The organism is Cupriavidus cauae (genome assembly GCF_008632125.1).
In the GTDB taxonomy this organism is placed as follows: Bacteria; Pseudomonadota; Gammaproteobacteria; order Burkholderiales; family Burkholderiaceae; genus Cupriavidus; species Cupriavidus cauae.
Genome location: NZ_VWRN01000035.1, coordinates 24,658 through 39,546 on the forward strand (window position 1 = coordinate 24,658; position 14,889 = coordinate 39,546).

Genomic DNA, 14,889 nt, shown 5'->3' on the forward strand with positions numbered 1-14,889 from the left:
TTTTTTTTGCTTGTTTGGGGGAATGGGATGTTGCAAGTCGTGTCCAGATTCTTCGGTCCGTGCCTGGGCGTCAGGTACAAGGTGCGGTCCGAAGCCGCGCCATCCTCGGGCATTGCATGCGGCGTTGCATGCGGCGCGCCAACCGCGCGAACCAGCCTCTGGTCCCGGCTTCTGCGCGCGTTATTCTTCTGGCGCGGCCGGCGCGCGCAGACGGTAGCCAGCGGCCGTCAGCCGTTGCCCCGGATCACCTACGTTTCCACGCCGCCGCCCTTGTCCGACCGGGATACGGCGAAGTCGATCGCCGAGAAGCTGACGCCATTGCCGCCCGATGCGCTTGCCGCATTCTGTGCCCGGTGCAGCAGGGACACCCTGCAGGCGATGGTGGACTGGTGCCAGGACCCCCGCGGCTATCCGGCATCGGACCTCGGCAACGACGCCGCGGCGGACGATGCGGCCGCGACAACGGCGGCGAAGGCCATGATCGAGGCGACCGCGAGGGAAGCGCAGCGCAGGTTCGAGCCGGACAGCATCGTGCCCGCGGCTGGTGTCGGTCATGTGTTGACGCAGCTGGACCGCGAACTGGCCAAGGTACGCGACGGCAAGGGCGTACTGGACCTGGCGCGCCTTCGCGACGACTGGGTCAGCCCGCGCCCGCGCGACCGCAAGTTCCTGGCCGGCGGTGCGTACGCTGCGGATACCTTCGACATGTTCCGACGTTCGGTCGAGGCGGTGTGCCGTTTCGGGATGGCGGACGGCGACCTGGCACTCACGCAGGCATTGGCCGCGAAATGGGCGACAGCCGCGCAAGCGCTATGCAGGGCGTCGGAAGCCCGCGAACTGACCGTGAACGGCATGACCCGCCATGCCGACGATTTTCGCGTGCTCGAGCGGGATACCGCGCTGGTGCTGATCCGCACGCAGCTTGGCATTGCCCAGGAAGCGCCGCCCTCGGGTCCGTCCAGTGCCGCCGGGCCGGACGAGGCAGCGGCGGCTGCCGCAGCCGCTGGCGCCGCGTCGAGTCGCGTCAACAAGAAGCCCCGCAGCAGTCCGCCGCCGGCCGCCATGCAGACATTGACGGACCTGCTGCTTGATCCTGGCAGCGATGCCGACCAGATCGGTGCTGCCATCGATTCGCTGGTCCACAACTTGCGCACGCTGGCGCGGCAGCGCGCGGGCGAGGGGGTGCTCACGGAGATCGAGCGGCGTGTGGACGATCTGCTGGCACGTGCCGGTGCCCGGCTGACAGAGCCGCAATTGCATCGTCTCGGCGACGCGCTGCAGCGGCTCGATCTGAACGCCTGGGGCACCTGCCGCAAGCTGCTGGACATCCGCGAGGCGCTGTACGACGCCGGCAAGCAGGCCTTGCGCGACGCGATGGCGGGGATCGCCGGCGTGCGGGCGCGGCAGTCCGCGGTGCGCGCGCAGGCGCAGCGGATCTGGCACAGCGCCGGACTGGTGGATGCCGAGGTGGCACGGGGCGGCGGCCCCTCCGGCGCGAGTCCGGGCCATGGTGCCATCCTCCGTTAGCACCGGCCACGTCGGACCATCACGCAATCCGGCGGCGAGTTTGTATCGCCGTGTATCGACCCCGTCGATCGATACACGGCGATGCGCGGCGGCGGAATTCGGACATGCCGACGATACTGCGCGGGAGTCCACTGGCGTTTCTCACCCACCTTTTTGGAGAAACGACCATGTCAGATTCAGTGAACGCACATCGCCGCCGCTTGCTCGGCTCGACCACGGCGCTGGCCGGCATCGGCTTGCTGGAACTGGGCCTGGGCAGCGCGGCCAGGGCACAATCGGCAAAGTCGACGCAGTCGGCACGGCCGGCCGCAACCGGTGCCCGGCAAACGCCGGGTGCCGCCTCCTTCGGCCCCATTCGCCAGATCGACGCCGGCACCTTGAACATCGGCTATGCGGAGGCCGGGCCGGCCAACGGTCCGGTGGCGATCCTGCTGCACGGCTGGCCGTACGACATCCATAGCTTCGTCGAGGTCGCGCCGCTGCTGTCGGCGGCCGGCTATCGCGTGATCATGCCGTACCTGCGTGGATACGGCTCGACCCGCTTCCTGTCGGCCGACACGCCGCGCAACGGCCAGCAGGCCGCGCTTGCGCTCGACGTCATCGCGCTGATGGATGCGCTGAAGATCGACAAGGCCATCATCGCCGGTTTCGACTGGGGCGCCCGCACCGCGAATATCGTCGCCGCGCTGTGGCCGGAGCGCTGCCTTGGACTGGTATCCGTCAGCGGCTATCTGATCGGCAGCCAGGAAGCCAACCGCAAGCCCTTGCCGCCGCAGGCCGAGTTGCAATGGTGGTACCAGTTCTACTTCGCGACCGAACGCGGAGCCGCCGGCTATGCGGCCAATCTCGATGGCTTCAACCGGCTGATCTGGCAACTGGCCTCGCCGCAGTGGCGATTCGATGACGCCACCTACCGCCGCTCGGCGCAGTCGTTCGACAACCCCGATCACGTCGCCATCGTGATCCACAACTATCGGTGGCGTCTCGGGCTGGCCCAGGGCGAGACGCAATACGATGCGCTGGAGAAGCGCCTGGCGGCGGCGCCGAAGATCTCGGTGCCGACCATCACGATGGAAGGCGACGCGAACGGTGCCCCGCATCCGAAGCCCGCCGCTTACGCCGGCATGTTCACCGGCAAGTACCAGCACCGGGACATCGACGGCGGCATCGGCCACAACCTGCCGCAGGAAGCACCGCGCGCATTCGCCGACGCGGTGTTGCAGGTCGTGCAGCTTTGAGCGGGGGGATCTCGCATGCAACGTCTTCGACTATCCGAAGCCCTTGCCGGCCTCGCGCTGCTGGCCTGCGCCGCCTTCGGCCAGCAGGCCGTCGCGCAGCCACTGGTCCACGCCGAAAGCGAAACCGCGCAGCCAGCGGTCCATGCGGCCAGCGACACGGCGCAGCAACAGACCGGCAAGCAGACCACCCAGCAGCCAACCGCCCAGCAGCCGACCGCCCAGCAGCCGACCGCCCGGCAGCCGACCACCCGGCAGCCAACCACCCGGCAGTCAACCGCCCAGCAGTCAACGGCCCAGCAGCCGATTGCCAAACAGTCCGCGCTGCAGCCAGCCGCCGCCACGCCTTCGGCGTCCCCGATCTATGGCGTGACGATTCCCGCCGGTTACCGCAAATGGCAATTGATCGCGCCGGCCGAAGAGGCCGCCCCGCTCGATGAACTGCGTGTGGTGCTGGGCAATCCCGAAGCGATGGCGGCCATCGAACGATCGGCGAAGCGCTTCCCCGACGGGGCCGTGCTGGTCAAGCTCGCCTACAAGCGCAAGCCATCGCCCGACTTCGAGCCCGCGACGATCCCGGGGCAGCCGACCACGGTGCAGGTGATGGTCAAGGACTCGCGCCGGTATGCGTCGACGGGTGGCTGGGGCTTCGGCCGCTTCGTCAACGGCGTGGCGGTGGACGCGGCCCAGCATCAGACCTGCTTCGCCTGCCATGCGGCCCGCGTCAAGGACCGCGATTACGTGTTCACGCGCTTCGCACCGTAGCGGCGGCCTTGGCCGCGCCCCGCGGTGCCGGTCCGGATTGGCCTGTTGTCCTGGCAGGCCGATCCGGATTTTTTTTGCCCTCGGCAGGCATCACCGCATCACCGCATCACCGCATCACCGCATCACAGCACCACAGCACCACAGCACCACAGCACCACAGCACCACAGCACCACAGCACCACCACGTCACCACGCCACCACGCCACCACGCCACCGCGCAACGGCGCAACGGCGCAACGGTGCAACGGTGCAACTGTGCAATTGCCACGATCCATGGGGAAGCACCACGAACCACCGAGAAGGCCCGCGCTTTGTATTGCACTGTATCCAGCCCGGCCTGCGATGCAACTCCGTGACAATCCCGCACGCCGTCAAACACATCCGCGATACACGCCCGCCCTGAAATGGCGACATCGAATCCACGACGCCATTTCAAGGAGCGCACTGTGCAAGACCGGCCCATCCCCATCCCGCTGACGACCCGCCTCGATACCGTCGGCCACTGGCTCGCGCCGCTGGGACTGCGCGCGATCCTGGCCTGGGAGTTCTTCGAGTCGGGCCGCGAGAAGCTGCTCGGACAGAACTGGTTCGACCAGCTCGCCGGGCAATTCCCGCCGCCGTTCTCGCTGCTGAGCGCCAACCTCAACTGGACGCTGGCGACCTGGCTCGAACTGCTGGGCGCCGTCGCGCTGCTGCTGGGCCTGGGCACGCGCTTCGTCGCCTACGCGCTGATCGTGCTGACCGTGGTCGCGACCTACGCGGTCCATTGGCCAACGGAGTGGGCGAGCCTCGCCGAGCTGTGGCAGGGCTACGCCGTCACCGACAAGGGCTACGGCAACTTCAAGCTGCCGCTGCTGTATGTGCTCATGCTGCTGCCGCTGCTGCGTGGTGCCGGGCCGCTGAGCCTGGACGGCTTGCTGATGCACCGGTGGACGCATGGCAACGCGCTGCCCGCCGCCGCCAACCATGCCGGCCATGCCGTCTGGTCCGCCGTGCTGATCCTGCTTGGCCTGCCGCTGGCGCTGTTGCTGCCGTGGGCCGGCAGCGCGCTGATTGTCATCGGCATCGCGTTGGCCGCGCTGTGCAGGGCGAGTGCCAGGGCCAGGGCCAGGGCGGGGGCCTGATGGTCTGGCCATCCGGCCGATCGATACGCGGCGCTGCCCTGCGCAAGCCCGCCATACCCGGCACCACCCCAATCGACACGATTCCGTTCGCCACGCCTCGTGGCACAGACCCGCACGTCCGCGTGCATTGACTCAGGAGATTCGCCATGTCACAAGCTCATTCCCCCCGCAAGACGACGCTCGGCCTGCTTGGTGCCGCGCTGGCCGGCAGCGTGCTGCTGAATGGACCGGTCTTCGCCATGCAGCCGCTGGCGCAGGGCTATCTGGTGGCCGCGGCCGACGGCAAGGCCGCCGAAGGCAAATGCGGCGAAGGCAAGTGCGGTGCGGAAACGGTGCGCGCACCGCGCGGCGCGAAGAAGGGCGCGCGGGCAGAAGGCAAATGCGGCGAGGGCAAGTGCGGCGAAGGGAAATGCGGCGAAGGGAAATGCGGCGACGCCTCCTTCTCGCGCACCGATACCGACAAGAACGGCCTCGTCTCGCGCGCCGAGTTCCTGGCGGTGGCGCCGACGCGCGCCGCGGAGTTCGACAAGATCGACACCAGCCACGACGGCAACATCTCGGAGGCCGAGGCCTACGAGTATCTGCGCGCCACCTACCAGGCCAACGGCAAGCCGGTACCGAAGAACCTGTTCGCCAAGCTGAAGAAGTAACCGTCCCGTGCGGGCCGCGCCGCGCCGGATCGAACCGGTGTGGCGCGGCTGCGCAAGCCCTGCATCGGGCCCCCCGGTGGCCCCATGCCCCCCCATGTTTTCCCATGCCCCCCAAACGATCCAAGGAGATCCACCGTGCCGGTGCCGATCCGTTCGTCCGTCCTGTCACCGCGCTCCGCGCCCACCGCCTGCGTCGGCCTGGGGCTGCGCCGGGCCCTTATCCCGCAGCTGGAGCAGGCGCCGCCCGGCGACTTCGATTTCCTCGAGCTGGCTCCCGAGAACTGGCTGCGCATCGGCGGCGCCCATGGCAAGGCGCTGGGCCGTCTGGCCGGGCGGTATCCGCTCTACTGCCATGGACTGTCGCTGTCGCTCGGCGGCATCGCGCCGCTGGATGAGGGCCTGCTGACCGAGATCCGCGGCTTCCTCGATGGCCACCGCGTGCCGCTCTACAGCGAGCACCTGAGCTACTGCACCGACGACGCGCATCTGTACGATCTGTTGCCGCAGCCGTTCACGGCGGAGACCATCGAACATGTGGTCGCCCGCATTCGCCGGGCACAGCAGATCCTCGGCAGGACGATGGCAATCGAGAACGTCTCGTACTACGCCGCGCCGCGGCAGGACATGGACGAGGCCACCTTTACCAATGCCGTGCTGCGCGAGGCGGACTGTGTCTTGCTGCTCGACGTCAACAACGTCTACGTCAACGCGATCAACCACGGCTTCGATCCCTATGCCTTCCTCGATGCGCTCGAGCCGGGCAGGGTGGCCGCCTATCACGTGGCGGGCCATTACGACGAAGCCGACGACCTGAAGATCGACACCCATGGCGCCGCGGTCAAGGCCGAGGTATGGGCGCTGCTGGAATACGCCTATGCACGCTTTGGCGTGCATCCCACCGTGCTGGAGCGCGACTTCAACTTTCCCGACTATGCGGAGCTGGCCAGGGAGCCGCGCCATATCCGCGAACTGCAGGCCCGTGCGGATGGAGCCGCGAGGAGAATCGCCCATGGCTGAGATCGCGCGCACTTCATTGCAGCAGCAGCTGGCGCTGACCCGCCACCTGCGCGATCCGTCGCGCCATCCGTCACCGCCGGGCATGGACCCGGCCCGCGTGCGGATCTATCGCGAACTGGTGACCGGCAACCTCGTGTCGCTGCTGGGCGGGACCTTTCCGGTGCTGGTGTCCTTGCTGGGAGCCGAGCATTGGCGCTGGCTGGTCGAGCGCTTCCTGCGGGACCACCGTTCGCACACGCCGCGCTTCGGCGAGATTGCCGCAGAGTTTGTCGTCTTCGTCGACGGGCTGGATCTCGAGTCCTTGCCGGCGCCGATGCGGCGGCCGTTCCTCGCCGAGCTGGCGCATTACGAGTGGGTGGAAATGGCGCTGCTGCAGAGCGATGCACAACCGCTCGGCGCGGAACTGTTCGCCCCAATCCCGGCCCCAACCGGCGCTCCAACCGGCGCTCCGATGGGTACTCCAATGAGCGCTCCGATGGGTACTCCAATGAGCGCTCCAATGGGTACTCCAATGGGCGCTCCGGCCCTGGACCTGCCGCTGCAACTGTGCCCGCTGGCCTGGCCCCTGGCCTATCGCTGGCCGGTGCATCGGCTCGGACCGGCGTATCGGCCGTCGCAACCGCCGGCCCTGGCGACCTTCCTGCTGGTGCGCAGGACCGCCGATGACGAGGTGCGATTCTCGGAGCTGAGTCCGCTCGCCTGGCAACTGCTGCACGAGATCGGGCAGTCGGGCGGCTCGGTGACCGCCGACAGCCTGCTGCACGAACTGGGGCGTCAATGCGGCGTACCGGACTTGCCGTCCTTCGTCGCCGCCGGGATGGCGCTGCTCAACGACATGCACGCCGACGGCATCGTCGCGGCGGTTCGCGATCGAGAGGATCACGGCCTGGAGAGCGATGCCTAGCTGGCCGGCAACGCGATCCAGCGTGCCACCTCCCGCGCCACCCATTCCGCATCGTCGTGCGGCAGGTCGTGTCCCGCCCACGGGTGCACGCGATGCGGGACCGACCACGCCGCGGCCAATCGCGCCGAGCAGGCCGGGGACACCAGCCGGTCGGCGGCCGACGACAGCAGCAGCGTGGCGCAGTGTGGCGGCGCCGTGCCGGCCCGGAAGCGGGCCGCCGCCAGCAGTTGGCGCAGCGCATTGCCGCGGCTGACCGGCGCGTCCGTGCGGATCGCGGTCCAGCGCGCCACGTCGGATTCGACTGCATCGGTGCGGGCGCAGGTCAGCCGATGGATGATGGCCTCGCAACGGGCGCCGTCGTGCCACGAGCGCATCAGGCCAAGCACCGCGGGCCACGCGCCGGGACGCATGCGCTGATGCGGCGCGCCGAACGGCCGCATGCTGGTGTTGATCAACACCAGCCGTTCGATGTCATCCGCGTGCTGCTGCGCCCACGCGGTCGCCACCATGCCGCCCAGCGACATGGCCAGCAGCCGGTACGGCGGGCGCAGGCCGGCCCGTGCCGCGTCGGCGCGCAGGTGGGACACGATGGCCGCCACCGTCGCCGGCGATCTCCGGCGGGCCTGGCTGCCGTTGCCCGGCAGATCGAGCATCGTCAGGCGATCGTTATCGCCGACCGCGCCGCCGCGCCGCAGCGCCGCCGGCAGTTCGCCCCAATGGCGCGCCTCGCGCGTCAGCCCGCGCAACAGGATCCAGTCGCTCATCGTGTCGGCCTGCCGGCAGGGGCGCGCCAGTGTTCGCTGGCCTCGCGCCAGATCGCCTGCCGCGCCGCACCGGTCGGCAGCCAGCGCGCCGGCGCGAAGGCGGCGCGCGCCAGAAAGTCGAACAGGCTGACATGGCGGCGCAGCACGCGCGCGGTGCGATGCGCCTTGACCGGATTGAAGAAGCCGTCGCGCGAGAACAGCTGCCGCGGATTCTTCTTGATCCACAGCCACGAGCCCAGTTCCAGAGTCATCGGCAGGAAGATATGCGGCGCGGGCGTGCGGTCATAGGCGTAGTCCCACAGGTCGCCGTGCACCAGGTACTGGTGGCTCTGCGGCTCGAAGGCGTAGCCGTGATGCGGGTGGGCCTGCTCGAACAGCGTCTTCAGCACGTACATCTCGGGCAGATGCGGCATCGCGGCCTGCGTCCGGGCATAGGGAAACCAGATGCTGTCGCGCCAGCCGTAGCCCGAATGGCAATCGACCGCGAAGCTCAGCGGGCGCGTCAGCAATTGCGCCTGCACCACGCGCAGCAGCGCGGTGCTCTCGGCCTCCATCGGCGTGCCGGCCCTGCCGCGGTACCACGGCAGCCACGGGCCGATGCGCTGGCCGCCGGCGAGGAAGGGCACGCGTCCCTCGGCGTCCTGCGGGGCGTTGCGCATCAGGTCGACGCCGTTCGGATTGGCGCGCCGGCCGGCCCACATGCCGGCCGGGTTGACGATCGGCATGAACAACAGCCGGACCTTGCGCAATTGCAGGTGCAGCAGCTCGTCCCATTCGAGGCGCTTGAGCAGCGCCCGCATATAGTCGAGCAGCAGCTGCGTGCCGATCCGTTCGAGGCCGTGGATGCCGCCGAACAGGCCGATCGCCGGCGCGTGGGGATCGCGCGAGCCGATGCCGGCGAGGTACACCGGAAAGCGCCGCCCATGGCTGCTGGCCTCGCATACGACTTCGATATCGAAATGCGCCGCGCCGACTTCCAGCAGTGCGCGCAGCAGATCGAGCTCGGCGAAACTGTCGGAGGCGGGAAGGGGCATCGGGGCAGTCGGGCGGAAGTTGGGCCGAAGCTGGGCGGAAGTTGCGCGGCGGTTGGGCGGCGGTCGGGCGGCGGTCGGGCGGCGGTTGGGCGGACGGCGAGCGGCGCGCCGCGACCGCGCCGGTCCGTATGACGGAACGATGTTGCGAGTCTACTCGCGCAATATGACAGTGCCTTGTGACGACACGGGACTGTCATCGAGCCGGGTCATGCGGCCGCGCCGGTCAACCGAGCTGCTCGGCCAGGACCTCGCGCGCGGCCTGTACCACCGGTGCTTCGCCGCGGCGCGGCGGCAGCAGGCAGAACTCGACCTCGGGCAGCGCCGGCAGGCCCAGCGACGATGCGGTCGCCGCGTCGAGCTCGGCCACGCCGGCCGGAATGGCCGAGCGGTTCAGGCACGAGATGCCGAGCCCGGCCGCGAGCGCCATCTGCAGCCCCGCCACGCCGGACGCGGAGTGCGAGACGCGGTACGGCACGCGGGTACGCTTCAGGGTCCGGACGACGTACTGGTGTAGCGAGCAGGTGTCCGGCAGCAGCACCAGCGGCAGCGGCATGGCGATGCTGTCCGTGTCCCCGCGCGCGACGACCCAGGCCAGCGGCTCCCGCCGCAATGGGCGCCAACCGGCGCGCGACCCGCGGGACCCGCGCGAACGATCGGCGGCGCCGCTGCGCGCTCCCACCACCCGCATGGTCAGGCCGATATCGAAGGCGTCGTCGTCGACGCTGGCATCGATCGCTGCGCTCTTCATCACCGTCACGTGCAGCCGCAGTTGCGGGTGCCGCTCGCGCAGGCGGCGCAGCATGCCGGCAATCTCGCTGGTGCGGTAGTAGTCGGTGATGGCGAGCCGCAGTTCGCCCGCCAGGGTTTCGCCGCGGATGTCCTGCATCGCCAGCGCGTCCAGATCGAGCATGCGGCGCGCATGGCCGAGCAGCCGTTCGCCGGCCGGGGTGGGCTGCACGCCCCGGCGGCCCCGCAGCAGCAGCGGCACGCCGGCGCGCTCCTCCAGCTTGCGCAACTGCTCGCTGACCGAGGACTGCGACAGAAACAGCCGCGGCGCCGCGGCCGACAGGCTGCCGCTGTCGGCCACCGCGACGAAGGTACGCAATTGTTCGAGATCGAAGCCACGCATCGCCCGCTCCTGGTTTCGGCATTACCGATGGATGGTATCAAATCTTCCCGCTTTTCCGATGGCAGGCGGGGCACTAGGATCGAGTCAGTGGCGGGTCGGCACGGCGATATCGAGCCGGCCCGTTGCCACCTTCGATTCCATGCAGCGACCACTTCACCGACCATTCAAGGAGGAAACCACGATGCCCCATCTCCAACTGCAGATCTCCGGCCGCCCCGATACCGCGCTGACCGCCAAGGCCGCCGCCACCGTTGCCGAGCTGACCCGTACCGTGCTGGGCAAGAAGCCCGAAGTGATGGCGGTCGCGGTCCAGTACGTGCCGCACGACGCCTGGTTCATCGACGGCCAGCCGCTGTCCGCGCTCGGGCGCAATGCGTTCCATCTCGATATCAGCGTGACCGACGAGACCAATACCAAGGCCGAGAAGGCGCGCTACCTCGAAGCGGTGCACCGCGCGCTGTCCGAGTTGATCGGCAATGTGCACGACTGCTCGTACATCCATGTGATCGACGCCCGGGCCGCGGCCTACGGTTATGGCGGCCGCACGCAGGAATACCGCCATCAGCACGGTTCGACGTTGTAGTTGGCGTTCGGCCGGAGCGGCGGCAAGTAGCCCGCGGCGGCTCCGGCGACCGGGCGGCTCGGCGATTCGGTGATTCGGTGATTCGGTGATTCGGCGATTCGGCGACCCCGCGACCGGCGGCGACCCCCGGCGACTGACCTCAGCCCGCGGGCAGCCGATACAGGCGCCGTGGCTGGCCGTCCGGCGACAGTTCGAACACGACGCCGCCGCCGCTGTCGGCCCCCTGTCCCGTCAGGGCCGTGATGACGACCTGATGGGTCACCATCAGATACGGCCCGCCGCGCGGATCGAGCTGGTCGATAAAGCGGGACAGCGCGGCGGTTTGATGCGTGCGGGCGTCGGCGTCGCCGAAGAAGGAATTGAGCACCGGCAGCACCGTGACGGGACCGAGGTCCATCAGGCGCGCGGTGTCCCGGCAGCGGCACCAGGCGCTGCTCCAGACCGCGCTGGGACGAAAGCCCGCCGCGCGCCACGCCGCGCCGAGGCGTTGTGCCTGGGCGCGGCCGCTCGCATCGAGATTGCGCTGCGTCGGACAGGACTGCAGGTCGAAGCCGGGCGGGTCGCCGATGCCGGGTGCATTGGCATGCCGCAGCAACACCACCACATTGGGACGGGCCAGCGCCGAGACGGGCAGCGTGCCGAGCGGTTGCGCAAGGGCGCTGGACACGCTGGCCGGCATCGCCGATGCGAGCGCTGTCCAGCAGGCGACGCGGGCCGCGATGCGCAGTGCATCGCGCCGCCGCGTGGAGGGTGTGTCGATGGGCCGTCCGCTGCGATCGATCATGTCATTCCTCCTTGCTGCCCCCCGCCTGGCCGCGGATCTGCGGCCTATATCTGGCGGCTCGCCTCTGACGGCTGCGTCCAAACGGCTTACTCTGACGGCTGCTTCGCACGGCTGCTGCTAACGGGCTGCCTCTAACGGCCTGCCTTTAATGGCCGCGTGTAACCCTGGTTTTAACGACCCGTTTTAACGGCTGAGACCGCGCGCCGAGATCGGCCACAGCGATTCCACCTTGCCGTCGCGCACCCCGACCAGCGTGTCGTACAGGTTCAGCGTCGGATCGCAATGGCCCGGCACCAGCCACAGCGGTTCACCCAGTTGCGGCAGTGCCGGCACCTCGCCGCCGGCGCCCGGCACCGGCCGCACGATGCCGTGTTCGTCGTTGGCGGCGACATAGGCCAGCCGCGTGCTGCGCGTGCCGCCGTTGCGCTGCCCGCCGCTACGCTCCCCGCCGCTACGCTCCCCGCTGTTGTGATCGACGCCGTTGCGTTGCCCGCCGTTGCGTTCCCATACCCATGGCAGCCCCGAGTCGACCGCCATCGACTTCAATCCCGCATCGACCACGACCTGGCCCTGCGCCGCGGTGCTCATCACCGTGGTCGCGATAAACAGGCTGTGCTCGAAACGCAGCGCCTCGGCCGCGCCGTCGTCGCCGCGCGCATTGCTGCCGTAGTCGCCGTCCATGAAGACATACGAACCGGGCTGGATCTCGGTGAAGACGCCGCTGGCCAGGTCGAATTCGACACTGCCGCTGCCACCGCCGGTGACCACCTGGCACGGCGCACCGGCCGCCGCGAGCCGGGCCGCCACCGCGCCGGCACGCTCCGCCGCGCGGGCCGCGGCCTCGCGCCGGGCGGCGTGGTCGCGCACATGCTGGATGCCCCCATGGTAGGCCTGCAATCCGCCGAACGACAGGCGCGGCTGCGCGGCGATGCGCTCGGCCAGCCGTAGCGCGGCGTCGGCATCGGCCACGCCGCAACGGCCCTGGCCGATGTCGAGTTCGACCAGCACCGTCAGCCCGCTCTGCTCGCGTTCGGCGGCCTCGGCCAGTGCGCGCACCTGGACGACGGCGTCGACGCAGACGCTGATCCGAGCGTGGCGCGCCATCCGGGCCAGCAGCGTGGCCTTCGCCGGGCCGGCGATCTCGTTGCTGATATGGACGTCGGCGACGCCGGCGCGCAGGAACGGCAGCGCCTCGCTGACCTTCTGGCAGCAGATGCCGACGGCGCCGCGCGTCATTTGCGCCAGCGCGATGTCCGGACATTTGTGGGCCTTGGCATGGGGCCGCAGCGCGACGCCGGCCCGATCCGCGGCCTGCTGCATCCGCTGCAGATTGCGCTCGAAGGCATCGAGCTCCAGCACCAGCGCCGGCGTGTCGATCGCCTGCCACGGCTGGCCGGGCTCGGCGATCGGGGGCAGGGCGGGCAGTCCCGCCGGATCGCGCAGGACGGGCAGGTCGGTCGCGGCGGAAGGCACAGGGCGGTGATCGGGCATGACGGCGAGGTCTCCATAAGGGGCGGTGGGCCGAAAGGCGTGAGGCGCGGGGCATCATCGGTCGATCGGGACGGGCTGTCAAACCGTGCCGTGGCGCGCGGCCGCGGGTGCCGGACCGCTACCCGGGTCCCCGTGCCGCGGGTCCCTGCCCGGGGCCCCGTGCCGTGTTCGGAGCGCCGTGGGCCACGGGGGACGCTGTCGCGCTTGTCCTACACGGCTTGCGGCGGCCGTCCGACTGCGGGGGGCGTGAGCCGCCGACTATGCTGACAGTGATGCACCGCGCTTCCCGCGCGGCGCTCCCCAGCCCCCGCACCGTCCCCCTCGCCATGCATGCCACGCCCAATCCGTCCGCGCAACCCGGTGCGCCATCCGCACCGTCCACGGGTGGCGCGCGGGCGGTGCCATCGCGGGACGAGGCAGCAGTCGAGCCGCTGGCCGGGGCGACGGCGGCGAGCCAGGCGGCGGCCACACGGCCGGACGCTTCGGCCATCGCCGCGAATGCCCGCGAGCGCGAGCCTGGGGCGACCGCACAGCGGGACGCATCGGCCATCGCCGTGGGCGCCCGGGATGGCGAGTCCGGAGCGGCCTCATCCGCAGCCTCATCGGCCGCCACATCGGCGGCCGAGCCGGCCCGCGGCCCGGCCAGCGCCCGCATGCTGCCGGTGGCGATCCAGCGCGGCAGCCTGGCGCTGGTGGTGCTGGCGACGCTGGCCTGCCTGTACGCGCTGCATGTTGCCAAGGCTTTCGTGATTCCCGTGGTGCTGGCGGTCATCCTGACCTATCTGCTCGATCCGCTGGTGTCGGCGCTCCATCGGCAGCGGCTGCCGCGTCCGATCGGCGCGACGCTGGTGTTGCTGGGGTTGGTCGCGGTGCTGCTGTGCGGCGCCTATCTGCTGCAGGGCCAGGTGGAGGCCATCGTCGACCGTCTGCCCGAGATCGCCCGCAAGCTGTCCCGCAGCCTGTCGGCGCTGCTCAGCGGCGACGACTCGATGTGGCAGAAGATCCAGCGCGCGGCGACCGTGCTGACCGGCGGCACGCCACAGCTCTCGCGCGGCGCGCCCGTCGTGATCGAGAAGCCCGCCGGCGCGCTGCACGACATGGTGCTGGCCGGCTCGGTCAGCGCCTTCGCGGCGGCGGGGCAGGCCGTGGTGGTGCTGTTCCTGACCTTCTTCCTGCTGGTGTCGGGCGACATGTTCAAGCGCAAGTTCGTCAAGATGACGGGCCGCACGCTGACGCAGAAGAAGGTCAACGTCCATATGCTCGGCGAGATCAACCGGGCGATCCAGCGCTACATGCTGATGCTGCTGATCACCAATGCCGCGCTGGGGGTGTGCACGTGGTTCCTGCTGAAGGCGATCGGCCTGCAGCACGCCGGCACCTGGGCGCTGGCCGCGGCCGCGCTGCATCTGATTCCGTACTTCGGCTCGGGCGCCACCGCGATCGCGCTCGGCGTGGCGGCCTTCATGCAGTTCGGCACGCTGGGGCTGGCCGCCGCGGCAGCGGGTGGGTCGATCCTGATCGCGACGCTGATCGGCTCGGTGGTGCAGACCTGGATGACCGGGCGGATGGCGAAGATGAATCCGGTGGCGGTATTCGTCGCGCTGCTGCTGTTCACCTGGCTGTGGGGCGCGTGGGGGATGCTGCTGGCGATTCCGCTCGCCGTGATCGCCAAGGTGGTGGCCGACCATATCGAGGGGCTGGAGTTTGTGGCGGAGTTCCTGGGGGAATAGGGGAGCCGACGGAACCGGGCCGGCCGACGGAACAGGGGCGGTCGACGGAACAGGGGCGGCCGACGGAACAGGGCGACGGGATAGGACGGCCCACCCAAAGGGCGACCGGCGGACAGCGCGCCCGGCAAGACCCTGCCGCAAGCAGGGCCGAG

Annotated in this window: 14 protein-coding genes; 9 read left to right on the top strand and 5 right to left on the bottom strand. The window is 69.8% G+C overall.

Annotated elements, in window-relative coordinates; translation table 11 throughout:
- The first annotated feature begins 27 nt into the window (after positions 1 to 27).
- From F1599_RS13655 to F1599_RS13690, 7 genes are all read left to right on the top strand, one after another.
- The gene (locus F1599_RS13655; RefSeq protein WP_150083423.1) at positions 28 to 1,527 is read left to right on the top strand and encodes a hypothetical protein; all 1,500 of its coding nucleotides are present in this window, start codon (positions 28 to 30) and stop codon (positions 1,525 to 1,527) included.
- 167 nt (positions 1,528 to 1,694) lie between these two features.
- The gene (locus tag F1599_RS13660) at positions 1,695 to 2,765 is read left to right on the top strand and encodes an alpha/beta fold hydrolase (protein WP_150083424.1); all 1,071 of its coding nucleotides are present in this window, start codon (positions 1,695 to 1,697) and stop codon (positions 2,763 to 2,765) included.
- 303 nt (positions 2,766 to 3,068) lie between these two features.
- On the top strand, positions 3,069 to 3,527 hold the full coding sequence (locus F1599_RS13670) for a cytochrome P460 family protein (protein ID WP_150083558.1): 459 nt from the start codon (positions 3,069 to 3,071) through the stop codon (positions 3,525 to 3,527).
- Between the two features lie 446 nt (positions 3,528 to 3,973).
- Complete coding sequence (locus F1599_RS13675) at positions 3,974 to 4,651, top strand: HvfX family Cu-binding RiPP maturation protein (protein ID WP_223819626.1); 678 nt, start codon at positions 3,974 to 3,976, stop codon at positions 4,649 to 4,651.
- Positions 4,652 to 4,797: 146 nt separating this feature from the next.
- Positions 4,798 to 5,301, top strand: a complete 504-nt coding sequence (locus F1599_RS13680; RefSeq protein ID WP_150083425.1) for an HvfA family oxazolone/thioamide-modified RiPP metallophore — start codon at positions 4,798 to 4,800, stop codon at positions 5,299 to 5,301.
- A 135-nt stretch (positions 5,302 to 5,436) separates the two neighbouring features.
- On the top strand, positions 5,437 to 6,318 hold the full coding sequence (locus tag F1599_RS13685; protein WP_223819627.1) for an HvfB family MNIO-type RiPP peptide maturase: 882 nt from the start codon (positions 5,437 to 5,439) through the stop codon (positions 6,316 to 6,318).
- Positions 6,311 to 7,222, top strand: a complete 912-nt coding sequence (locus tag F1599_RS13690; protein ID WP_150083426.1) for an HvfC/BufC N-terminal domain-containing protein — start codon at positions 6,311 to 6,313, stop codon at positions 7,220 to 7,222. The genes F1599_RS13685 and F1599_RS13690 overlap by 8 nt, the downstream gene beginning before the upstream one ends.
- On the opposite strand, the gene F1599_RS13695 is transcribed toward F1599_RS13690, so the two are convergent.
- The 3 genes from F1599_RS13695 to F1599_RS13705 form a co-directional block, all read right to left on the bottom strand.
- Positions 7,219 to 7,986 (bottom strand): alpha/beta fold hydrolase, encoded by a 768-nt coding sequence (locus tag F1599_RS13695; protein WP_150083427.1) that lies wholly within the window; start codon positions 7,984 to 7,986, stop codon positions 7,219 to 7,221. The genes F1599_RS13690 and F1599_RS13695 overlap by 4 nt on opposite strands.
- Positions 7,983 to 9,020 carry a M14 family zinc carboxypeptidase gene (locus F1599_RS13700; RefSeq protein ID WP_149318118.1) on the bottom strand — a complete coding sequence of 346 codons (1,038 nt, stop codon included), beginning with the start codon at positions 9,018 to 9,020 and terminating at the stop codon, positions 7,983 to 7,985. The genes F1599_RS13695 and F1599_RS13700 overlap by 4 nt, the downstream gene beginning before the upstream one ends.
- A gap of 223 nt (positions 9,021 to 9,243) precedes the next feature.
- Positions 9,244 to 10,149 carry a LysR family transcriptional regulator gene (locus tag F1599_RS13705; protein ID WP_150083428.1) on the bottom strand — a complete coding sequence of 302 codons (906 nt, stop codon included), beginning with the start codon at positions 10,147 to 10,149 and terminating at the stop codon, positions 9,244 to 9,246.
- A gap of 181 nt (positions 10,150 to 10,330) precedes the next feature.
- Between F1599_RS13705 and F1599_RS13710 the strand changes: the two genes are divergently transcribed.
- Complete coding sequence (locus F1599_RS13710; RefSeq protein WP_150083429.1) at positions 10,331 to 10,732, top strand: tautomerase family protein; 402 nt, start codon at positions 10,331 to 10,333, stop codon at positions 10,730 to 10,732.
- 139 nt (positions 10,733 to 10,871) lie between these two features.
- Here F1599_RS13710 and F1599_RS13715 read toward each other — a convergent pair whose 3' ends face one another.
- The gene (locus F1599_RS13715) at positions 10,872 to 11,516 is read right to left on the bottom strand and encodes a phosphoglycerate mutase family protein (RefSeq protein ID WP_149318121.1); all 645 of its coding nucleotides are present in this window, start codon (positions 11,514 to 11,516) and stop codon (positions 10,872 to 10,874) included.
- Between the two features lie 183 nt (positions 11,517 to 11,699).
- Positions 11,700 to 13,007, bottom strand: a complete 1,308-nt coding sequence (locus tag F1599_RS13720; protein ID WP_149318122.1) for a DSD1 family PLP-dependent enzyme — start codon at positions 13,005 to 13,007, stop codon at positions 11,700 to 11,702.
- A 398-nt stretch (positions 13,008 to 13,405) separates the two neighbouring features.
- Between F1599_RS13720 and F1599_RS13725 the strand changes: the two genes are divergently transcribed.
- Complete coding sequence (locus tag F1599_RS13725) at positions 13,406 to 14,737, top strand: AI-2E family transporter (protein ID WP_223819628.1); 1,332 nt, start codon at positions 13,406 to 13,408, stop codon at positions 14,735 to 14,737.
- Positions 14,738 to 14,889: the final 152 nt, after the last annotated feature.

What these genes read in the sequence shown, in the direction of transcription:
- F1599_RS13715 (WP_149318121.1), bottom strand. Translation starts at nt 11,516, where the DNA reads ATGATCGATCGCAGCGGACGGCCCATCGACACACCCTCCACGCGGCGG.
- F1599_RS13695 (WP_150083427.1), bottom strand. Translation starts at nt 7,986, where the DNA reads ATGAGCGACTGGATCCTGTTGCGCGGGCTGACGCGCGAGGCGCGCCAT.
- F1599_RS13710 (WP_150083429.1), top strand. Translation starts at nt 10,331, where the DNA reads ATGCCCCATCTCCAACTGCAGATCTCCGGCCGCCCCGATACCGCGCTG.
- F1599_RS13705 (WP_150083428.1), bottom strand. Translation starts at nt 10,149, where the DNA reads ATGCGTGGCTTCGATCTCGAACAATTGCGTACCTTCGTCGCGGTGGCC.
- F1599_RS13655 (WP_150083423.1), top strand. Translation starts at nt 28, where the DNA reads ATGTTGCAAGTCGTGTCCAGATTCTTCGGTCCGTGCCTGGGCGTCAGG.
- F1599_RS13660 (WP_150083424.1), top strand. Translation starts at nt 1,695, where the DNA reads ATGTCAGATTCAGTGAACGCACATCGCCGCCGCTTGCTCGGCTCGACC.
- F1599_RS13680 (WP_150083425.1), top strand. Translation starts at nt 4,798, where the DNA reads ATGTCACAAGCTCATTCCCCCCGCAAGACGACGCTCGGCCTGCTTGGT.
- F1599_RS13700 (WP_149318118.1), bottom strand. Translation starts at nt 9,020, where the DNA reads ATGCCCCTTCCCGCCTCCGACAGTTTCGCCGAGCTCGATCTGCTGCGC.
- F1599_RS13720 (WP_149318122.1), bottom strand. Translation starts at nt 13,007, where the DNA reads ATGCCCGATCACCGCCCTGTGCCTTCCGCCGCGACCGACCTGCCCGTC.
- F1599_RS13690 (WP_150083426.1), top strand. Translation starts at nt 6,311, where the DNA reads ATGGCTGAGATCGCGCGCACTTCATTGCAGCAGCAGCTGGCGCTGACC.